Source organism: Verrucosispora sp. WMMC514, from assembly GCF_027497295.1.
GTDB classification, from domain to species: Bacteria; Actinomycetota; Actinomycetes; order Mycobacteriales; family Micromonosporaceae; genus Micromonospora; species Micromonospora palythoicola.
In genome coordinates this window covers 5,116,336-5,135,732 of sequence record NZ_CP114906.1, presented here as the reverse complement: position 1 = coordinate 5,135,732, position 19,397 = coordinate 5,116,336, and the positions used below count along the sequence as shown (strand labels likewise).

General features: G+C 71.0%; 17 protein-coding genes. 7 read left to right on the top strand and 10 right to left on the bottom strand.

All coding sequences use genetic code 11. From position 1 onward, the window contains the following. The first annotated feature begins 2 nt into the window (after window positions 1-2). The gene (locus O7597_RS23835) at window positions 3-356 is read left to right on the top strand and encodes a DoxX family protein (RefSeq protein ID WP_281580784.1); all 354 of its coding nucleotides are present in this window, start codon (window positions 3-5) and stop codon (window positions 354-356) included. Further along, the gene (locus O7597_RS23830; protein WP_281580783.1) at window positions 353-715 is read left to right on the top strand and encodes an FAD-dependent monooxygenase; all 363 of its coding nucleotides are present in this window, start codon (window positions 353-355) and stop codon (window positions 713-715) included. The genes O7597_RS23835 and O7597_RS23830 overlap by 4 nt, the downstream gene beginning before the upstream one ends. Here the strand turns inward: O7597_RS23830 and O7597_RS23825 are convergent. The 9 genes from O7597_RS23825 to O7597_RS23785 form a co-directional block, all read right to left on the bottom strand. Next, on the bottom strand, window positions 648-3,644 hold the full coding sequence (locus O7597_RS23825) for an AAA family ATPase (RefSeq protein ID WP_281580782.1): 2,997 nt from the start codon (window positions 3,642-3,644) through the stop codon (window positions 648-650). The two genes, O7597_RS23830 and O7597_RS23825, sit on opposite strands and share 68 nt — an antisense overlap. Before the next feature lie 57 nt (window positions 3,645-3,701). Then, window positions 3,702-4,070 (bottom strand): 4'-phosphopantetheinyl transferase superfamily protein, encoded by a 369-nt coding sequence (locus O7597_RS23820; protein ID WP_269740948.1) that lies wholly within the window; start codon window positions 4,068-4,070, stop codon window positions 3,702-3,704. Next, the gene (locus O7597_RS23815) at window positions 4,054-5,286 is read right to left on the bottom strand and encodes an acyl-CoA dehydrogenase family protein (protein WP_269740947.1); all 1,233 of its coding nucleotides are present in this window, start codon (window positions 5,284-5,286) and stop codon (window positions 4,054-4,056) included. Before O7597_RS23815 ends, O7597_RS23820 begins: the two co-directional genes overlap by 17 nt. After that, a complete protein-coding gene (locus O7597_RS23810) occupies window positions 5,279-5,881 on the bottom strand; it encodes a hypothetical protein (protein ID WP_269740946.1) in 603 nt (200 codons plus the stop codon). Before O7597_RS23810 ends, O7597_RS23815 begins: the two co-directional genes overlap by 8 nt. Further along, window positions 5,878-6,726, bottom strand: coding sequence for a hypothetical protein (locus tag O7597_RS23805; RefSeq protein WP_269740945.1), 849 nt, complete (start codon window positions 6,724-6,726; stop codon window positions 5,878-5,880). Before O7597_RS23805 ends, O7597_RS23810 begins: the two co-directional genes overlap by 4 nt. A gap of 37 nt (window positions 6,727-6,763) precedes the next feature. After that, complete coding sequence (locus tag O7597_RS23800) at window positions 6,764-7,021, bottom strand: phosphopantetheine-binding protein (RefSeq protein ID WP_269740944.1); 258 nt, start codon at window positions 7,019-7,021, stop codon at window positions 6,764-6,766. A gap of 91 nt (window positions 7,022-7,112) precedes the next feature. Next, window positions 7,113-8,492 (bottom strand): alanine racemase, encoded by a 1,380-nt coding sequence (locus O7597_RS23795; protein WP_281580781.1) that lies wholly within the window; start codon window positions 8,490-8,492, stop codon window positions 7,113-7,115. Further along, a complete protein-coding gene (locus tag O7597_RS23790) occupies window positions 8,485-9,876 on the bottom strand; it encodes an ATP-grasp domain-containing protein (RefSeq protein WP_281580780.1) in 1,392 nt (463 codons plus the stop codon). Before O7597_RS23790 ends, O7597_RS23795 begins: the two co-directional genes overlap by 8 nt. Before the next feature lie 11 nt (window positions 9,877-9,887). Beyond that, on the bottom strand, window positions 9,888-10,847 hold the full coding sequence (locus O7597_RS23785) for a 3-oxoacyl-[acyl-carrier-protein] synthase III C-terminal domain-containing protein (RefSeq protein WP_281580779.1): 960 nt from the start codon (window positions 10,845-10,847) through the stop codon (window positions 9,888-9,890). Between the two features lie 331 nt (window positions 10,848-11,178). Here O7597_RS23785 and O7597_RS23780 point away from each other — a divergent pair, with 331 nt between their 5' ends. From O7597_RS23780 to O7597_RS23765, 4 genes are read left to right on the top strand one after another with little or no spacing between them, the layout of a single operon-like run. After that, the gene (locus O7597_RS23780; RefSeq protein ID WP_281580778.1) at window positions 11,179-12,951 is read left to right on the top strand and encodes a condensation domain-containing protein; all 1,773 of its coding nucleotides are present in this window, start codon (window positions 11,179-11,181) and stop codon (window positions 12,949-12,951) included. Next, a complete protein-coding gene (locus tag O7597_RS23775) occupies window positions 12,948-14,687 on the top strand; it encodes a condensation domain-containing protein (RefSeq protein WP_281580777.1) in 1,740 nt (579 codons plus the stop codon). Before O7597_RS23780 ends, O7597_RS23775 begins: the two co-directional genes overlap by 4 nt. A 2-nt stretch (window positions 14,688-14,689) precedes the next feature. Then, window positions 14,690-15,697: an ATP-binding cassette domain-containing protein gene (locus tag O7597_RS23770; RefSeq protein WP_269742721.1), complete on the top strand. Its 1,008-nt coding sequence runs from the start codon at window positions 14,690-14,692 to the stop codon at window positions 15,695-15,697. After that, window positions 15,681-16,442 carry an ABC transporter permease gene (locus O7597_RS23765; protein WP_269740938.1) on the top strand — a complete coding sequence of 254 codons (762 nt, stop codon included), beginning with the start codon at window positions 15,681-15,683 and terminating at the stop codon, window positions 16,440-16,442. The genes O7597_RS23770 and O7597_RS23765 overlap by 17 nt, the downstream gene beginning before the upstream one ends. A 374-nt stretch (window positions 16,443-16,816) precedes the next feature. On the opposite strand, the gene O7597_RS23760 is transcribed toward O7597_RS23765, so the two are convergent. Beyond that, window positions 16,817-17,785, bottom strand: a complete 969-nt coding sequence (locus O7597_RS23760; RefSeq protein ID WP_281580776.1) for a glycoside hydrolase family 6 protein — start codon at window positions 17,783-17,785, stop codon at window positions 16,817-16,819. Between the two features lie 163 nt (window positions 17,786-17,948). Here O7597_RS23760 and O7597_RS23755 point away from each other — a divergent pair, with 163 nt between their 5' ends. After that, complete coding sequence (locus O7597_RS23755) at window positions 17,949-19,073, top strand: LacI family DNA-binding transcriptional regulator (protein WP_332317144.1); 1,125 nt, start codon at window positions 17,949-17,951, stop codon at window positions 19,071-19,073. Window positions 19,074-19,397 lie beyond the last annotated feature (324 nt).

Below are 19,397 nucleotides of genomic sequence, written 5' to 3'. Positions count from 1 at the left end.
TGATGACGCTCGTCGCGACCATCCTCGCTGTGCTGCTCGCGCTGGTCTTCCTCACCCTGGGCACGGCCAAGACCCTGGCCCTGCAATCGATGCGCGAACGTGCCACGGAGGCCGGTTTCTCCGTCGCCGCCTATCGCCGCATCGGCCTGCTCGAGGTCGCCGGTGCGGTCGGACTGCTCGTCGGCCTGATCGTGCCGCCCATCGGCGCCCTCGCCGGCGCCGGGCTGCTGCTCCTGCTGATCGGGGCCCTCGCGGTGCATCTGCGCAAGGGAGACGGCCCTCAGAAGTACGCACCGGCCCTCGTCTGCGGGCTCCTCGTCGCCGCCTACCTCGTCCTCCAGTGGCTGACGCGATGACAGCGGTTCCGGTGGTGATCGTCGGCGCTGGCCCCACCGGGCTCACCGCCGCGACGCTGCTCGCCCAGTACGGCGTCGAGTGCCTGATCCTCGAACGGTGGGATTCGACCTACCCCCAGCCCCGGGCCGTCGCCCTCGACGACGAGGTCCACCGCATCCTGGCGCGGCTCGGGCTCGGGGACGAGTTCGCCGCGATCTCCCGGCCGCACCTGGGTCTGCGCCTGCTCGACCGGGACATGCGGGTGTTGGCCGAGTTCCGGCGCGACCACCGTTCGAGTTTTCGGGAACGCGTCAGGAGGACTGTGCCGACGCGAGCCCGCCGAGGTGGAAGCGGCGTACCAGGGCGGCCCGGTTGGTGACGCCCATCTTGGCGTACACGTGGGACAGGTGCATCTCCACGGTCTTCTGGGTGACGAACAGGCGGGCCGCCACCTGCCGGTTGGTCAGTCCTTCGCTGACCAAGGCCGCCACCTGGGTTTCCCGCCGAGTCAGGGTCGGCGAGCCGCCTTGGCGGCGGGCCCGCCGGGCGCCGCCCGAGCGGTCCGCCAGCAGCCGCCGTCGCTCGGTGTTCACCTGGCGGGCGAAGAGACCGGCGCCGCAGCGGTCGAAGATCTCCTCGGCCAGCCGCAGCGTCGCGACGGCCCGATCCGGGTCGCCGTCGGCCACCAGCGCTCTCGCGGCCACGATGTGGGCCTGCGCGGCGTCCAGCGGCATTCGGACCCGCGTGAGCGTCTCCGCGGCGGCCGCCGCGGCCTCGGCGGCGGCGGCGGGGTCCCGCAGCGCCAGCACGCGGGCCCTCGCGGACGCGGCCAGCGCACTGCGGCCCGGCCGACCGAGTCGCTCGGCCAACTGGTACGCGCGCTGCGCCCACTCCTCCGCTGCGTCCGGATCGCCCTCGGCCAGGGTGGCCCGGGTCAACAGTTCGTACCAGCCGACCTGCGCCCAGGGTTCGAGCTCGGGCAGTCCGGCGGTCGCGGCCACGGCCAGGCACCCGGCGGTATCCCCCAGCGCGAGCAGCGTCTCGGCGTTCGCGCTCAGCGCCAGCCTGCCCGGCCAGCCGGAGGCGGGCAGATCCAGGGTGTACGGAACCACGGCTGGTTCGACCTCTTCGGTTCCGCTCCAGACGGTCAGCAGTCGACCCATCGCCTCGGCCGCGACGTGCAGTTCCCGGAACTGTGTGCCGGACGCCAGTCGTAGCACCTCGGCGCAGTCGGCGGACGCCTCCGCCAGCCGCCCGGCGCACCGGTGGGCCAGGCTCCGGGTGCACAACAGGTGCAGCAGGGAAAAGTAGCTCCGGGCTCCGGGTGAGACGTCGATGGCCCGGCTGAGGTGGTGCACCGCGGCGTCGGAGCGGTCCAGCAGGATCTCGCTCCAGCCGACCCAGAGGGCGCTCTCCGGCTCGTCACCGAGTTCGGCGTCCAGCGTGGTGTTGAGCTGCAAAGCGGCCTGGTTGGTCTCGCCGCCGGCGGCCCGGTTACCGCGCAGGTGGCTCGCCGCCGCGAGCAGACCCAACGCGTGCGCCCGTACCGCCCCCGGGATGGTCGTGGCGCGACGGGCGGCGCCCAACGCGGCTGCCGCCCACCGGCGTGCCTGCCCGGCCCGGCCGCTGGTCAGTTCCACCGCACCGAGCGCGAGTGCCAGCGCCGCCCAGTCCGCCGGTTGGGCCTCGTCGGGTCGCGTCAGACCGGTGCGGAGCAACGCCGCCGCTGCCCCGTGCCGGCCGAGCTGACGTTCGACCTGGGCGCAGAGCAGGCTCGCCGTGGTGCGGTACGCGGACGGGCGCTTGTCGAGCAGCCGCAGGGCGTCGTGCAGTACCGCTCGGGCGGCTCTCGGGTGGCCGGCTGCGGCCAGCGCCTGGCCGAGTCGCACCGTGAGCATCACGCGGGGCTCGCTGGGGTTCGCGCTGCTCGGCGAGAGCCGGATCGCGGCACCCAGCCACCGGACGGCGGTGTGCGGGGCCCGGTCGAGCACGGCGGTGGCCGCCTCGCTGAGTACCTCGACGGCGACCGTGTCGCCCGGCACCGCCAACCGCAGCAGGTGCGGTGCCTGGGCGGCGGCGCTGCTCCGGCGGCGACGCAGCTCCGCCAGCGCGCGGGCGTGCGCGGTCAGGCGCCAGCCGGCGTCGGTGGTGAGGTACGCCGCGTGTTGGACCACGGGATGTCGGAAGGCGAAGCACCCACTGCCGGTCACTGGGCGCAGCAGGTCGGCGGCGACGAGTTCGTCGATGGCGGCCGGCACCTGCTCGGCGGCGATCCCGGCCACCGCGGCCAGCAGGCCGGTGTCGACCGGTTCGGGCCCGAGCACCGCCGCGGCCGAGGCCACCTGGTGGGCCGCGCGGGACAGCAGTTCGAGTTCGGCGGCCAACGCGGCCTCCACCTCGGCTGGGAGCGCTCCCAGCTCCACGTGTTCACTCGCCGGGCCGTGCGGCAGCGCGCCGGCCAGCAACGCCGACAGGTACTGCGGGTTACCCTCCGACAGCTCGTGCAGCACGGCACGCTGACCGGCCGACAGCGGTAACTCGGTCAACTCGTCGAGGTGCGCCCGCTGCAGCGGCGTCACCTCGATGCGGGTCACCTGTCCGGCGGTGTCCAACGCCAGCCGCAGCCTGGCCGGCGACTGGCGACGGCGATGCGCGATGACCAGCAGCAACGGCGTACGCAGGGGCGCGTCGAGCAGGTGGCAGACCAGGTCGATGGTGGCCCGGTCGCCGTTGTGCAGGTCGTCGATCGTGATCAGCAGCGGCCGTTCGGCGGCCAGCGTCTCCAGCAACAGCCGTACGGCGCGCAACTGCCGGGCGCCCGCCGGCACCCCGGCCGGCGCCAGTGAGCGGGCGCCCGGCAGGCGCAGCGACGGAAAGGTGTCGTTGAGCAGTTGCGCGTGATCGGAGCGGAGTTCGGCCAGCCGGGCCGGGGAGACCTGGGGCAGGTACGGGTCCAGCGCGTCGACGATCGCCGCCATCGGCACGTCCGAACCGGGTACCGGTGCCCGGCCGGCGAGCACCTGTACTCCGTGTTCTCGTGCCACTGCGGCCACCTGGTCCAACAGCCGGCTCTTGCCGATCCCCGGCTCCCCCGTCACCTCGACGATTCGTCCCGTGCCGTCGAGTAGGGCGGCCACGGCCGCGGCCAGCGCCGCGCTCTCCCGTTCCCGGCCCACCAACGGCCGGCGGTGCTCGTCGGCCACCGCCGGCGGGCCGGGCGGCAGGGACGACGACGCCCAGCCTGCCGGTCGGGACAGCTCCGACCTCCGCTGGTGCCGATGGCCGGAACGGATCGAGGACCGGGTCAATGTGTGCTCCTCAGGGACGGGTACGGCGGGGTGGTGGTGCTGGTCACCGAACAGGCGTCACCATCCGGCGGCGACCACGGCGACCAGGTCCCGCTTGTGGGTGACGGAGACGGTCACGTGGGTGATCGAGGCCGACCGCGCTGCCTGAGCGGCACTGCCCCGCAACGTGACGCTGGGCGACCCGCCGGGCTGACGCGGCAACGCGATGTCCCGGGGAGCCACCCCCTCGAACAGGCCCGTGCCCAGAACCTTGAGCACGGCTTCCTTCGCGGCGAACCGCCCCACCAGGTACTCCCGACGTCGGCTGTCGCCCAGCGCCGCGGCCTGAGCCAGTTCCTCGGCCGCGAAGAAGTACCGCAGGAACCAGCCCCGGCGCAGGAGACGGTCCAGTTCGTCCAGGGCGACAAGATCAATGCCGAGCCGCACCGTCGACCGCCCGCTCCGTCACCGGCCGCTGGGCGGCCCGGTCCCGCAGCAGTCGTTGGAACACCGACATGGCGTGCAGGTTCGTCGTTCCCTCCATCAGTTCGAACGCCCGCACGTCGCGGTAGGTCTTCTCGACCCAGGGATGCTCGATCAGGCAGGCCGGACCCAGCAGCTCGGCCACGAGGCGGGTGGCGTCCTCGGCGACCCGCGCCGCCCGCGCCTTGACCGCACCGATGCCGGCCACGTCGATCACACCGGCGTCGATGTCGCTGGCCACCGCGTACGTCCGGTGCCGGACCGCGGCGATGCGGTCCAGGATGTTGTCGAGTCGGTGCCGGTCGCGCCGGGGCAGCGTCGGGCGGTGCGTGACCAGGTAGTCGCAGGCGGCCTGCGCGCAGCCGATCGCCATCGCCGCGATGCCCGGGCGGAACCGGTAGAGGATGTAGGTGGCACCGTAGAGCCCTCGGCGGCTGGGTGACCGTTGCGCCCCGAGCACGTCCTCGTCGGCCACCGTGACGTCCTGGAAGCGCAGCCGGCTGATCCGCGCGCCGCGCAGGCCGACGGTGGGCAGCAGTTCGCCGCTGAACCCCGGCGCGCTGGTGTCCAGCAGCACTGCCTCGATGCCCCACGGTCCGGGTGCTCGCCGGCAGAACACCACACCGAGTTGAGCGCGTGCACCGTTGCCGATGTAGCACTTCACCCCGTTGAGCAGCCACCCGCCGCCCGGCGCCGGGGTCAGCGTCGTCTCCAGTTCCGTCGCGGCCGAGCCCTTGCCCGGCTCGGTCAGGGCGAAGAACGTGTGGGTGGGGTTGGACGCCAGCCGACCGAAGTACCGCTTCCGCTGCTGCTCGTCGGCGAGCGCCTGGACGGCCCCGCCGGACAGCGACGGCCCGGGGCTGGCCAGGAGCACGTTGGGATCGCCGTAGGACACCTGCTCGGTGGCGACCACCTGACCGAGGACGGTGCTGCTCACCTCCACCAGCCGCGCCGGGAACTCGCCCACCGACCGGTACTCCGGCGGCAGCATGCCCTGAACGGGGAAGCGCACCTCCGGCGCGTGCAGGAACTCGGTGATGACGTCCGGGTCCTGGTCCAGCCGCATTCCGATCGCGCGTAACCTGCCGGCCATCGCCGCGCAGTAGTCGGCCAGCTCCCGGGTGCGTTCGTCGAGCAGGTCCGTCCCGGCGGGCGCGGCGGCCTCGCGAAGCTCATTCATCGGCGTTCTCCGTGTCGGCGTGCAGGTAGACGTTGCCGACCACCTCGGCGAGGTGCAGGTCGCCGGCGGGGCCGTCGGCGAGGAAACCGCTGGCGCCGAGCAACCGCAGCAGGTCCCGGCCGATGTCGACCAGCCTCAGGTGACAGCGCCAACGGGCGTCCCGGTCGGCGTGCCGACGCGCCTCGGGAACGGCCGTGTCCTCGGCCAGCCGCAGCGCGATGTCGGCCAGTTGTCCGGCCACGAGTTGCTTGGCCAGCAGCGTGGTGTTCGCTGAGGTGCGTCCTTCGAGGTGACGCAAGGTGTGGGTGAGGGTGACGTCGAGCAGTTCGCGGTGCGTCGCCAACAGGGCCACCGCGAAGCGGTCGGCGGCCGGCCCTTCGCCGAAGGCGGACTCGGGGGTGGCCTCGGCGACGGCCAGGCCGAAGCGGGTCAGCGGCCCGGCCGGTGCGTCGGGCAGCGCCACCGTGGAGGCGAGAACATGGCCGGTGGGAGACGCGACCAGCCGGCCGGGTGCCACCCGACCGTGCAGCGCGTCCAGGACGAGGGGGTAGGGCGTCCCCGCCGCCTGCGGCGACACGGGGGGTGCGGGTTTCATGGTCGGGCCTCCCTGCACTCGGGCGCGCCGGCGTTGGACAGTACGGCGAGTTGGCTGCGCCCGGTCCGCGGATCGGTGTCACAGAGGACGAGGTTGGCGTAGCGGGTGGCCCATTCCTCGTGGTGACGGGCCAGGTCCAGCCAGACGCTGGTGCAGTAGCCGCCGGGCTGGCAGCGGTGCACCGGCAGATCGACGCCGCTGAGCTGATCGTCCGCTGGCCACGGGCCGGCGACCAGCAGCGTCGGCCCCGGCGCGAGCGCCGTGCGGTGGTCGGCCAGCAGGTCACCCAGCGGTACGTCCACGCCGGCCGCCCGGCTTGCGGTGAAGCGGAAACCGGATCGGGAGTCGGTGTCGAAGTAGAGCAGGACGCCGGTGTCCAGCAGGGGGGTGTCGTGCACCAGCGGATCCCGGTACGGCAGCGTGGTCTGTTCGCAGACGAACAGGGCCAGGCTGGCCTTCTTACCGGACCGGGTGTACGCGTCGGCGACGCGCAACGCGGTGAACGGCGCCCGCAGGCCCTGTTCGGAGACGGCGAAGCTGTGGCTGCGCCCGCCGAACAGGGCGTTGAGCCGCGTGGTGACGGTCTTGAGGGGATATCGGTCGGGCAGGCCGTAGGCCAGGATCAACAGGTCCGGCGGCCCGAATGGACTCGGGCGCCGGTCCATCAGTTCCTCGGCCAGTTCGCGGAACCCGATGTTCCGGGACTGCTTCATCAGGTCCTCGTCGACCTCGATGCCGTACGGCGCGAGCAGGTCCCGGTGGTAGGCCAGCAGAGCCTCGTCGGGTTCGTAGGGGAGGCCGTCGGGGCGTACGAGCGCCGCCGCGCCGCGCAGGGTCAGGGACATGACCACGTCCTCGGTGATGGGGCGGTGGGCGCGGCGGTCAGGAACGCACCTTCCGCGCGCGCTCCAGGAAGTCCGTCAGGGTGCCCACCGTGCGGAAGTCGTCCATGTCCAGGTTCTCGGGATCCACCTCGATGCCGATGTTGTCCTCCAGCGCCATGAGCAGTTCGAGAATGGCGGTGGAGTCCAGGTGCATGTCCTCGAAGAGCCGGGTTCCCTCGGCGAGCGGACCGAAGTCGCGCATCAGCACCTCGGTCAGCGCGGCCCGGATGTTCTCGACGATCTCGTGGCGTTCCATGTTTCTTCCTCTCGGGATACCCGGTCCGCGGACCGGGTGACGCGGGACTGCTGGGGTCGGCGGCGGTCACCCCGACGGCGGTGGGACGGGCTCAGGTCGCTGCCCGTCCGGCGGGCACCGGTGCGGACGACGGCCGCGGTGGGGCATCGGCTGACGGTGGGCCCGGCGGCGACACGCTCGCGGCCGGCACGACGAGGTGCTGCGGCCGGAGCAGGTCCTCGACGGTGTCCGCGCGGCGGACCAGGTGCGCCACGCCGTCGAGGACGAGCACCTCCGACGGGTGACCGTGGCTGAGAAAGAGCACCGGAGACGCGCTCGGTCCGTAGGCGCCGGAGCGCTCGACACCGATCAGGTCGCCCGGGCGGACCTCGGGCAGCGGCACCCTCTTGCCGATGACATCGTTGGGAGTGCAGAGCGGACCGGTGACGGTGTAGTCGCGCGCCGGCGGGTCGGCGGGACGGCTCAGCGACCGGATGGGGAAGTTCCGCTTGACGAAGCTGCCGATGCCGACGGCCGCCATGTGGTGGTTGGTGCCGCCGTCGGCGACGACGAACCACTCGCCGCGCGACGCCTTGACGTAGCGTGCCCGGACCACGTAGGTCCCCGCCCAGCCGACCAGATAGCGGCCCAGTTCGGTGATGACCCGGGTGTCGGGGTGTTCGTCGCGGAATCGCGCCACGGCGCGGTTGACCCCCTCGGCCACCGCCTCGATGTCGAGGGGGGACTCGTTGTCGAAGTAGGGGACGCCGAAACCGCCACCGACGTCGACGACGTCCAGCGGCAGGTCCAGCGCGGTGGCAAGCTCCGCCGCCGCGGTGAGCACGCTGTGGGTGTTGTGCGCGATGTCAGCGCCGTCGAGGATGCGGGTACCCATGTAGGCGTGCAGACCGATCACCCGTACGTGGCGCAGCGCGCGCAGGGTCGAGCCGGCCTCCGCGACACGTTCCTGGTCGATGCCGAACTGCCGGGGCTTGCCGCCCATGGCCAGCCGGGAGCCCTTGGTGGCGAACGACGGGTTGACCCGCAACATGACCCGCACCGGCTCGCCGGGGACGTCCGGCAGCGCCGCCGCCATCGCGTCGACGGTGCTGACCTCCTCGAGCGACTCGCACACGATCGCGCCGATGCGCTGCTCGATACAGGCGGCCAACTCCGCCGCCGACTTGCCGGGGCCGAGGAAGATGATGTCCCGCCCCGGCACGCCGGCCCGGCGGGCGGTCACCAGTTCGGCCAGGGACGACACCTCGGCGCCGGCGCCCAGGGAGTGCAGCAACGCGCAAATGCTGATGTTGGGGTTGGCCTTCAGCGAGTAGTAGATCTCGACCGACGGGTCGAGCAGCTCCCGCAGCTGTCGGTACGTCTCGCGGATGACCCCACCGTCGTAGAGGTACAACGGCGTGCCGTACCGCTCGGCCAGTTCGGCGACGGGCAGGCCCTGGACGGTGTGGCCTTCGACGGCCGCTTCAGGCATGGCTCTCCTCCGCAACGGACAAGGTGGTGACGGCGGCCTGGACCGCGCGGTCAAGGTCATCGAGCCGGTCCCGGTCAGCGGCGACCAGCAGGGCGTACAGCCGGCCGTCGAACGGCTCCGGCGGGCCACCGGCACCGACGGGCAGCAGCGCGTTGGCGGCGACGGTGGCGAAGCAGGTGACCAGCACCCGCTCCGTGCCCCGCGCGGTGGCCACCGTGGCCAGTGCCCGACGTACGGCGTCGAACTCCAGGGACGCGTCGAGCCGCAGGGGGTAGTGCCGGGCCAGCGCGACGGTTCCGGGCGGCTGGCACAGCTCGGTGACCCCGCCCTGGTACGTCGACATGTTCAGCCGGGCATTGATCTCCAGCACCGGGTAGACCGTCTCGTCGGCGCCGACGATGGCGTCGACACCCACCACGCCGTGGTAGCCGTCGGCGTACAGTCGGTCCGCGACCGCACCGGCGGCGTACTCGATCTGCCGGTACTGCCCGTCGCTCAGCTCAGCCGGCATGAGATGGCCCTGGTGCACACCCTGCGCGGTCAGCGCCTGCTTGACGAAGTCGAGTTCGGCCCGCCCGTCCCGCGCGATGGTGATCTGGTAGTTGAGGTCGCACCGCTTGGGCAGCCATTCCTCGACCACCACGTGTATCCGGTCGTCGCCGGTGCGCGCGGCCCGACGGTCCACCATGCGCAGCAACTGCGCCGCCCGCCCGGGGTTCTCCAGCACCAGCAGTCCCTTGCCGGAGACGCCGTAGGCGTCCTTGACGACGAGTGGTTCGCCCGACTCCAGCCGGAGCCGGTGGCGGGTCAGCACCTCGGCCAGTTCCTGCCGGGTCTCGCAGCAGACGCCGGGTACCGGTCGCAGGCCGGCCGCCTCGGCCAGCCGCCGACCGTAGATCTTGCTGTTGACCCGCTCGACCACCGCGGCGGCCGGGGTGGCCAGGGTGAGGCCGCCACGCCGGGCCAACTCCTCCTCGTCGGCGGTGGTGCCCATCGGCAGGAGGTGGGCACCGGCCGCACCGAGCTGGCGCAGCCGATCGAGCAGGACCGGCGAGTCCAGCGCGTTCGCGGTGGTGGAGCGCTCGGGCCGGCAGTTCTCGGGTACCAGCATGGTGGGCAACGCCAGGCCCTGCCGCGTCAGGTAGTCCCGGTAGTCCGGGTCGGGTGGACGGCTGAGCAGAATCGCGTCGCCCGCGCCGGCGAGCAGCACGCCCAGCTCCTCCATCGCGGCCACCACCGGGCTGGTGGCACCCGACGGTACGGGCAGTCCCACGTGGTTGCGGGCCCATCGGGCCTCGGCCTCGAAGTTGCACAGCAGCACCAGCGGCGTATCGGCCGAACCCGTCAGGGCGCGCTTCAGCTTGCGTAGGTATCCAGTGGACATGTTCGGCTCCCTCAGCACTCGACGACCATGGCGGAATAGGTGGCGCCCAGGCCGACGGCGGTGACCAGGTAGCGGCCTCCCGCGACCAGCGCGCCACGGCCGGCGAGCGTCGCGAGGTTGAGGAAGGGGTCGGCGCAGGAGCAGTGCGAGTACTCGCCGACGTTGTTCAGGAAGACTCGGTCCCGGTCCAGCCCCAGGGTGGCGCAGATGGTGATCCAGGAGGAGATGTTGACGTTGTGCGGGATGACCATGGTGATGTCGTCCAGGTCCAGCGCGGCGTCGTCCAGCGCCTCCCGGATCACCTCGGCCAGGTGGGTGTGGTACGTGCTGCCGAAGCGGTGCAGTGCCTCCCCGGCGAGTTGGTACCCGTCGAAGAACTCGCCCACGGTGCGGGAGGCGTACGACAGCACCCGGGTGCCCGCACCGCCGAGTCCGATCAGGCAGGCGGAGGACGCCTCGCCGATGATCGAGGTGTTCCAGAGCACCTGGATCGCCCTGGTGAACGGTTGTTCGCCGGTGAGCACCAGCGCGAGGGCGGAGGGATCCCCGTCGGCGCGCAACAGCTCGCCGGCGATCTCGACGGCGAGCAGGCCGCTGGCGCAGGCGTGTTGCGTCACCGCGAACGCCTCGGCGTCGGTGAGGCCGAGGCGCTCACGCAGCGTGTCGGCCGCGACCAGGGTGGTCGGGGTGAGGTCCTGCGCGGTGTGCGCGAAGATCAGGTAACGGATGCGGTCGCGCTCCTCGACGGTGGAGAGCAGGGCCTGGGCCGGCGGGCAGACCAGGTCGAAGAGCCCGAGGTCGGGGTCGATGCGCAACCGGTCCAGCCCGCGGATGCGGCGGAACAGCCGGGTCTGGTAGCGGTTCAGGCCCAGCCCCGCCGCGATCTCCTCCACGGTGACCGAGCGCTCCGGTGCGTACGCCTCCATCCGGCGCAGCACGACATCGGACCGGGTCGGTGCCAGCGTGGTCATGGGGCAATCCTCCGGTCATTTATTGATCGTCAGACGCCACTACGTTAGGAGCCGGTAACCGGGCGAGCAATGGGGGAATCCCCAGTATCCCGAGGACCCCGAGAAGACCGGATAAAAGAGACGTTGCCGATTGTAATCCAGAGCAGACAATTCAGTCGCTTTGCCGACCGTTCATCGCCAAACCCCTGGCAATTCGTACCGAACGGGACGTACGGACCGCGTTCGCGCCCCACGCCCGGCGAACAATGGGGTTTTCCCGACTACCTACGACGGAGCCGCGCGGGCGAGGGTGGGCGACAGTCACGCCGATCGCCGACGAACGGGAGACCCGATGTCCAGTCCCACGCTGGCCGACCGGATAAAGATCGCATTCGAGGGTCTCCGGGCCGGCGAAGGACCTCTCACCTGCGGCCAGACCAACACCTGGCAGTGGATGCGAACAGACGTGTCCAATCCGATGGCCACTCTGCAGTGGAAGCTGCCGCTGCCGGCCGACACCCCCGTCGCGGACGTCGTGGAGGCCTTCGCCATCCTGCTCGCCCGGCACGAGTCGCTGCGTACCACCTTTCACGAGCACGACGGGGAGATGCGTCAACGGGTCCTGCGTAGCGGGGTCCTCGCGGCCGAAATTCACCAGGTGGACGCATCCGCCGACACGGAACTGACATCCCAGCGGATGATCGACCAGCTCCGCCAGAAACCGTTCGACTTGGTCAATGAATTACCGGTACGCCTGGCGATCGCGCTGGTAGAGGATAGAGCACTGGCAGCGGTTACCGTCTATTCACACATGGCGGTCGATTATGGAAGTATGGCCATTCTTGGTCGGGAGTTCGCCGAGCTGATCGGCGCCGCCGGCAACCGGTCCGTCGGAGCCGCTCGGCACCAGCCGCTCGACCAGGCGGCGGAGGAGGCCGCACCGCGCGGGCGGCGGCGAACCGCAACGGCCCTGCGGTACTGGACCCGACACCTGCGCCAGATACCCCAGTGCCTGATGGCGTTGCCGCCGGTCGGCGACGGCGACGGCCCGGCCAGCGCCGCCCTGCGCTCCTCGTCCGCCACCGCCGCCCTCGACCGGATCGCCGCCCGGACGCAGGCCAGTCCGGCGGCCGCCGTGCTGGCCGCGTTCTCCGCTGTGGTGTCGGTGCGAGTCGGCCAGTCCCGCTGCGTGTTCGCCTCACTGTCGAGCAACCGGTTCACCTCCCGGCTGCGCGACTACGTCGGCACCCTGGCCCAGGACGGCCTCGTGGTGGTCGACGTGACCGGACCGACCTTCGATGACCTGGTCCGGCGGACCAGCGCGGCCATGCTGCGAGCCAACCGCAGCAGCATCTTCGACGTGACCGAACTGGTCACCCATGCCGTCCAGATCAACGACGAGCAGGGCATGGACTTCAGCCGCGACTGCGTCTTCAACAACATCAGCGCCCACCTGCCCTCGGGCACCGACGAGACGACAAATGTCCAGTTGCCCCCGTTGGATCCCCCCGATCTGCGCTGGTCGCCCACGGCGGAGGCCGCCGAGCACAGCACTCTCACCTGGATGCCGGCGCCACCCTTTCCCAACCGCCTGGTGCTCCAACTGATCGCCGCCCAGCCGGCTCTGGTGGTCGGCCTGAGTACCGGAGACACCCGACACGTGCCCCAGCCCGAGATCGCCGGCCTGCTGCGGGGGATGGAAGGCGTCCTCGTCGCCGCCGGTGCCGGGCCGCTGCGCCTGGCGGACGTACCTGACCTCAGCGGACTGACCACGGTGCCCCGCGACGGCGACTGGGTGCGGGTGGGGGTCAGCTGGGTGCAGCTCAGTGAGGTTCAGACCCTGCTGCGCGAGGCACTCGGCACCCCGGCGTACGCGACGGCCGAACCGGAAGGTGACGGGCACCGGCTGACCGCGCACCTGCTCGCCACCGACGGCGTCCGGACCCCGCGCCAGGCGCACACCGCGTGCATGGCCCACCTCGGTGGCCGGTACGCCGTGGCCGCCCCGCACCACTACGTCCTGCACGACTCGGCTCCGACCGACCTCACCGACCTGACGGCCTGGCGTTCCCGGCCAGTGCTGGCCCGCGGTGACGGCCGCGCATCCACGGAGGACCACCGATGACCGCCCCGAGCGAGACCGTCCGGACCATCCGCCTGCGTGTCGACGGCGACCGCGAGGCGCAGGGCCCACTGACCCTAGGTCAGGCGAACGCGCTGCAATGGATCTCCGCGCTCACCGACGACCACTTCCTCGGCCTGGTGCAGTGGATCTTCAAGGTGCCGGCGGGGACCACACTCGAGCGCGCCTGCGCCGCCCTGAGCGCGCTGGTCCGCCGGTACGAGTCGCTGCGCACCACCTACCACGACGGGCCGGACGGCCCGGTGCAGCGCGTGGCGCGTACCGTCTACCTGCCGATCGAGATACACCAACGACCGGCCCAGCCGGACGGCACGACGCTGTCCCGGGAGCTGATCGCCCAGCTGCGTGCGCACCCATTCGACCTCGCCAAAGACCTGCCACTGCGCCTCGCCGTGGCGGCCGAGGGCGACCTGGTGCACGCGGTGGTCGCGGTCTACTCACACATGGCCGCCGACTACGTGAGCATGACAGTGCTGGCCGAACGCTTCACCGGGCTGCTCACCGGGACCGTGACCGACGGGGACGCACCACCGCACCAGCCGCTGGACCGGGCCGATCGGGAACGTTCACCGAAGGGCCTGCGGCAGGCGGACGCGGCGCTGCGGTACTGGTCCGGAATCCTGCGGCGGCGCCCCCGCTGCGTACTGCCCCGACCGACCACAGGTGTCGAGCCGTCGACGACGCCCACGCCGCGCAGCGCGGACCTGCACTCGTCACGGGTAGCCGCCGCGCTGGACCGGATCACCGCCCGCACCGGCGCGAGCCGGGCCATGGCGGTGCTCGCCGCGCTCGCCGCCGTGCTCGCCCTCCGCACCGGCCAGCGGCACGTGGCGCTCTACTCCCCCGCCGCCAACCGGCTCGGCGTACCGCTGCGCGACTATGTCGGCACCGTCTCCCAGGACGGCCTGATCAGCCTAGACGTCGACCAGCCCGACTACGACGCGCTGGTGCGGCACGCCGGGACCGCGTTGCTGCGGGCGAACCGGAACAGTGTCTTCGACGCCGAGGCGCTGCAACGCGCGCACGACCGCATCGCGCACGAGCGCGGCATGCCGATGGTCCGTGACGGCGTCTTCAACAACATCTCCGGCAACGCCCCACCGGACCTGCCGACGGTAGCCACCACGGAGACGTTCATCGACTGGTGGACGCCGACCGGCTTCACCAACCTGCTGCTGTTCCACCTGGTCCGGACCGAGCAGGCGCTGATCCTGGAACTGATCACCGGCGACAACCGGTACCTTCCCGACGCGGAGATGGAGGCGCTGCTGCTCGGCACCGAACGGGTGCTCGCCGTGGCGGCCACCGGCAACGTCGCCCTGGACGACCTCGGCGCCCTCGCCGGCATCGACCCGATCCCCCGCGACGGCGACTGGCACTTCGTCGATCACAGCTGGATCCAGCTCAGCGAGGTCAACCGGGTACTGCGAGCAGCCCTGCCCGGGCCGGCCCGAGCCTTCGTGACCGACGAAGGACCCGAGGGGGCGACAATCGTCGCCCACCTGGCCGCCGGAGCCGAGATCACCGACCCCGCGCGGGCACACCTGGCCTGCCTGCGACGGCTCGTCGACTCACCCACGGCGATCACCCCACACCGATACGTCCTGCACCGGGACGCACCCGCCGATCCGACTGATCCGCAGGCGTGGCGGGAGCTGGCGGTGCTGGCCGAGGGCGACGGCCGGGCTACGGACGCGGGAAGCGAGGCAGGCACATGAGCATCATCGAAGCCAACGAGTTGACCCGCACGTTCCGGTCCGGCCGGCAGAGCGTCGCGGCGGTCCGAGGCGTCAACCTGCGGGTCGAGGCCGGCGAGATCGTCGGCTTCCTCGGACCCAACGGCGCCGGCAAGACCACCACCCTGCGGATGCTGACCACGCTGCTCCGCCCGACCAGTGGCACGGCCCGGATCGCCGGCGCGGACCTCGCCACGGCTCCCCGCGAGGTACGCCGCCGAATCGGGTACGTCGCCCAGTACGGCGGTACCGACCCCAACGCCCTGGTGGACGAGGAACTGTTCCTGCAGGCGCGCCTCTACCGGATCCCGGTCGCACCCGCCCGGCGCCGGGTGGCCGAACTACTCGAACAGTTGGACCTCGGTGGGCTGGGTAAGCGGCCGGTCGGCTCGCTCTCCGGCGGCCAGCGCCGCCGCCTGGACATCGCGCTCGGCCTGGTCCACGATCCGCAGATCGTCTTCCTCGACGAACCCACCGCCGGCCTGGACCCGCACAGCCGCAACAACCTGTGGGAGCACACCCGCCGGCTCCGCGAGGACCACGGCACCACCGTCTTCCTGACCACCCACTACCTCGACGAGGCCGACGCGCTCTGCGACCGGATCTTCGTGATCGACCACGGGCGGATCGTCGCCGAAGACACCCCCGCGAACCTCAAGCGCCAGCTGGCCGCAGACGTGCTGACCGTGGAGGTGGTCGGCGATCCGGCAGCTGGCCAACGGCTGCTGGCCGGACTGCCGGGCGTCCGGCAGGCCGCGGTGACGAGCACGGGCGGTATCCAGGTCACCCTGGCCGACGCCGAACAGGGGATCACCGACGTGATCACCGCCCTGTCCGGCGCGGGCATCGGCGTCCGTGCCCTGCAACTGGCGCGGGCCAGCCTGGACGACGTCTTCCTCAGCCTCACCGGCCGCGCACTGCGCGACGACCCGCAAGACCAACAGTTTCCCATCCCGACCACCGAGGGGGCGGACCATGTCCCTGCTCGTTGACATCCTGCTGGTGTTCCAGCGCCACCTACGCATCTCCCTGCGCAACCCGCTGTGGATCGTCATCGGGCTCTCCCAGCCGGTGGCCTTCCTGGTGCTCTACGGCCCGCTGATGACGAGCACCCTGTCGATCACCGGCGTCGCGCCGGAGCGCGCCTGGCAGACGTACGTGCCGGGGGTGCTCGTGCAACTCTGCCTCTTCGGCTCCGCCTTCGTCGGGTTCGGAGTGATCGCCGAATGGCGCGGAGGGGTGATCGAGCGGCTGCGGGTCACTCCGGTGAGCCGGGTCGCGCTGCTGCTCGGCCGGGTGCTGCGTGACGTCGCGCTGCTGGTGGTGCAGGCGGTGCTGCTGGTCGTGGTGGCGTTGCCGCTGGGTCTGCGCGCGTCGGTGCCGGGCGTGCTGGTGGCGCTCGGTGTGGTCACCCTCCTCTCGCTCGGCCTGGCCTGTCTGTCCTGCGCTCTCGCGCTGACCGTCAAGAGCGAGGACACGTTGGGCCCCACTCTCAACACCGGCCTGATGCCGCTGCTGCTGCTGTCCGGGGTGCTGCTACCGATGTCCTTCGCTCCCCGCTGGCTGGACCTGGTCTCCCGGCTCACCCCGTTCCGGTACATCGTGGACGGCATGCGCAGCGCGTTCCAGGGTGAGGTGTTCAGCGTGACCGTACTGTCGACAGTCCTGGTCGCGCTGTCGATCAGCGTGCTGTCGGTGCTGCTCGGCGTACGTACCTACCTGCGGCAGAGCGCCTGACCCGGTCGGGTCGACGAATTCCCGGCCAATGTCGCACCGACGGGTCCCCCGGAGTGGGCCGCAGCTGCCGGAGACGTACCGACGGGAGGCGACCGTAGGTACCAACCAGCTTGATGGATCGCACCGCGCGGCCTCGGAGGTGTAGTCGTTGCAGTCGGCGGATCTCCGAGGCGGCGATCACCACTTCCGCGTTCCGGGGCCGTTGCGCCATTCCCCGCGCGAACGGGTGGTAGCAGTCATCCAGTCCCCACGCCACAGGTGGGCGTGCTCGGCGCCTCTCTGGGCCCAATGCCTGGACACGGAGAGGCGCCGTTGGTGTGGTAGGGCACGGAGAGCATCGGCCGCGTGCGACGTCAAGCTCTCCGTGCGCTGCGCTAGTAACCGTAGATCATCTTGTAGGCCACCTCGGGCAGGAACTGCCCGGCGCTGGATCCGCCGCCGACTCCGCAGTTGCCGTCGGACTCCCCCGGCGTCTTGAGCCACAACAGCATTTCCGCGCCGCCGCCCATCCGGCTGGGTGTGCCGATCCGGCGCCCGCCAGGGTTGCACCATTGACCGTTGGAGCCGTTGCCGTTGCGACTGGTGTCGATCACGTACGGCTTGCTGTATCCGAATCTCCATAGCGCGGAAGCGACCTGATTGCCGTAGTTGGTGTTCTCGCCGGTGGTGAAGTAGTTCGAGACGTTCAGTGCGAAGCCGCGTGCGTTGCGCACGCCGGCCATGTCGAGCCGCTGCGCCATCGTCTGGGCGTCGACCCAGCGGGGATTGCCGGCGTCGATGTAGGCCCAGGTGTTGGGCGCCTTGGACCGGAATTGGCCGATGGCGCGGGAGAGCATGCCCACTCGGTCATTGATCTGCGCCTGGCTCATGCAGTTGAAGTCGCCCAGGGAGTCCGGTTCGAGGACCACTACGGCAGGACGGCTGCCGATGGCGGAGGCGAAGGAGGCGATCCATGAGTCGTACGCGGCGACGCTGCCGGCGCCGCCACCGGAGTGGCCGCCGCACGCGTCCCGGCCGGGAAGGTTGTAGGCCACCAGCAGCGGAAGCTTGTCTACAGCGTCTGCGGCTCCCACATAGCCCCTGACCGCGCTCCCGATGTCGCCGCTCCAGTTGCCGAACCATCTGGCCATCGGCTTCTGCGCGATCTCGGTGCGGATGGCGGCGGCGCGTCCGTCGCCCGGGTTCGCGGCCGCCCACCTCGCGGGGCTCGAGTTCGGGTCGACGTAGAAGCCGCTGGTCTGGCTGATCGGATCCGCGTGCGCAGCTGGTGCCCCGAGCAGGATCGCGGGAACCGCCAACGCCAGAGCGGCGGCAAGTCCCCAGGGGCGGGTAAAGCGTTTCATGGACAGCTCTCCTCTGGGTGAAACTGGAAGCGCTTCCAGCGATGTTCATCCATGCATTGCCGTCCGATGGTCGGTAAGTTTCAGGTAGATGTCAAGAGAGACCACCCCCATCACAAGATCAGGTTCAGAGATTTCTGGGACCGCTTCCAGCCCGACGAGGACAATGGACCACCTCGACGCCGTCGATGCCGACCGATACGATCGGTCGGCGGTAACGGCACCGGCCGGCGGTAGCGGCTGCCCGACGTCGGACAGGGAAGGACTCGGCATCGCGATGGCAGCGCGGCGGCCCCGGCGGCAACCGACCCTCGACGAGGTGGCCGAACGCGCCGGCGTGTCACGTTCCGCCGCGTCCCGTGTGATCAACAAGGCACCGCATGTCAGCCGCGCCACGCGCGATGCCGTGGAGCGCGCCATCAAGGAGATGGGCTATCTGCCCAACCGCACCGCCCGTGCGTTGGCCACCCAACAGACGGGGATCGTCGCGCTCGCGGTCTCCCATGACGATCCCGAGCTGTTCGCCGACCCGTTCTTTGCCCAGGTCATCGTCGGCGTGTCCGCAGCGCTCGAGGAGACCGATCTTCACCTGCTGCTGTGCCTGGCCAGCTCCGGCCGGGGCCGGTCCCGGCTGACCAACCTGCTGCACACGCGCGGCGTCGACGGCATCATGCTGATGGCCCTGCACGGCGACGACCCGCTGACGCACATCGTACGTCGGGCCGGCCTGCCGGCGGTGTACGGCGGGCGGCCATTGACTTTCGAGCCACAGTTCTACGTCGACTCCGACAACCTCGGCGGGGCGCGACTTGCCACCGAATACCTCATCGGCCTCGGCCGAACCCGGATCGTCAGCATCACCGGCCCCCTGTCCACCGACGTCGGCCGTGCTCGCCACCGCGGCTACCGAGAGGCGATGATCATGGCAGGGCTGACCCCGTACGCGACGGCGGAAGGCGACTTCACCGAGACCGGTGGTGCCGCAGCGATGAAAACACTGCTGGACAGCCACCCCGACCTGGACGCCATCTTCGCCGCCAGCGACGACACGGCGGCGGGCGCCCTACGCGTCCTCATCGACGCCGGCCGCTCCGTGCCAGCCGACGTGGCAGTGGTGGGCTTCGATGACCTCGGCACAGCCGAACGAACCGATCCGCCGTTGACCACCGTCCACCAGTCGGTCCAAGCCCTGGGCAAGGAGATGACCCGCATGCTCGTCGAACTCATCGCGGGACACGAACCCTCGTCCGTCATCCTGCCCACGAAGTTGGTGCTACGCGACTCGGCATAGGAGCGTGTCTCAGGTGGTGAGTTCGAGGTAGCGTTCGTGGCAGGTGAGGGCGGCCGCGGGGGTGACGAACGCGCAGTAGAGGCTGGCCGAGCGCTCGTGCGCGTTGCCGCCAGGTCGCACGTGGCAATCACGTCGGTTGGCGCGGTGCCGAGACATCGCCGGGTGGCCTCGGCATGCACCATGGCGACAAAGCCCTCAGCTCACGATCGAGCCGTCCCAACGGAGTCCATCCCGCTTGATCGCGAGGGCCGTGGGGTCGAGGTTGTCGGTGCGCTCCAGGTGGAAGAACAGGGCGCCTCACCGACCCGCGCACCGCAGCCGGGA

What these genes read in the sequence shown, in the direction of transcription:
- O7597_RS23755 (WP_332317144.1), top strand. Translation starts at nt 17,949, where the DNA reads ATGGACCACCTCGACGCCGTCGATGCCGACCGATACGATCGGTCGGCG.
- O7597_RS23780 (WP_281580778.1), top strand. Translation starts at nt 11,179, where the DNA reads ATGTCCAGTCCCACGCTGGCCGACCGGATAAAGATCGCATTCGAGGGT.
- O7597_RS23790 (WP_281580780.1), bottom strand. Translation starts at nt 9,876, where the DNA reads ATGTCCACTGGATACCTACGCAAGCTGAAGCGCGCCCTGACGGGTTCG.
- O7597_RS23830 (WP_281580783.1), top strand. Translation starts at nt 353, where the DNA reads ATGACAGCGGTTCCGGTGGTGATCGTCGGCGCTGGCCCCACCGGGCTC.
- O7597_RS23760 (WP_281580776.1), bottom strand. Translation starts at nt 17,785, where the DNA reads ATGAAACGCTTTACCCGCCCCTGGGGACTTGCCGCCGCTCTGGCGTTG.
- O7597_RS23775 (WP_281580777.1), top strand. Translation starts at nt 12,948, where the DNA reads ATGACCGCCCCGAGCGAGACCGTCCGGACCATCCGCCTGCGTGTCGAC.
- O7597_RS23805 (WP_269740945.1), bottom strand. Translation starts at nt 6,726, where the DNA reads ATGTCCCTGACCCTGCGCGGCGCGGCGGCGCTCGTACGCCCCGACGGC.
- O7597_RS23800 (WP_269740944.1), bottom strand. Translation starts at nt 7,021, where the DNA reads ATGGAACGCCACGAGATCGTCGAGAACATCCGGGCCGCGCTGACCGAG.
- O7597_RS23795 (WP_281580781.1), bottom strand. Translation starts at nt 8,492, where the DNA reads ATGCCTGAAGCGGCCGTCGAAGGCCACACCGTCCAGGGCCTGCCCGTC.
- O7597_RS23765 (WP_269740938.1), top strand. Translation starts at nt 15,681, where the DNA reads ATGTCCCTGCTCGTTGACATCCTGCTGGTGTTCCAGCGCCACCTACGC.
- O7597_RS23815 (WP_269740947.1), bottom strand. Translation starts at nt 5,286, where the DNA reads ATGAATGAGCTTCGCGAGGCCGCCGCGCCCGCCGGGACGGACCTGCTC.
- O7597_RS23835 (WP_281580784.1), top strand. Translation starts at nt 3, where the DNA reads ATGACGCTCGTCGCGACCATCCTCGCTGTGCTGCTCGCGCTGGTCTTC.
- O7597_RS23810 (WP_269740946.1), bottom strand. Translation starts at nt 5,881, where the DNA reads ATGAAACCCGCACCCCCCGTGTCGCCGCAGGCGGCGGGGACGCCCTAC.
- O7597_RS23785 (WP_281580779.1), bottom strand. Translation starts at nt 10,847, where the DNA reads ATGACCACGCTGGCACCGACCCGGTCCGATGTCGTGCTGCGCCGGATG.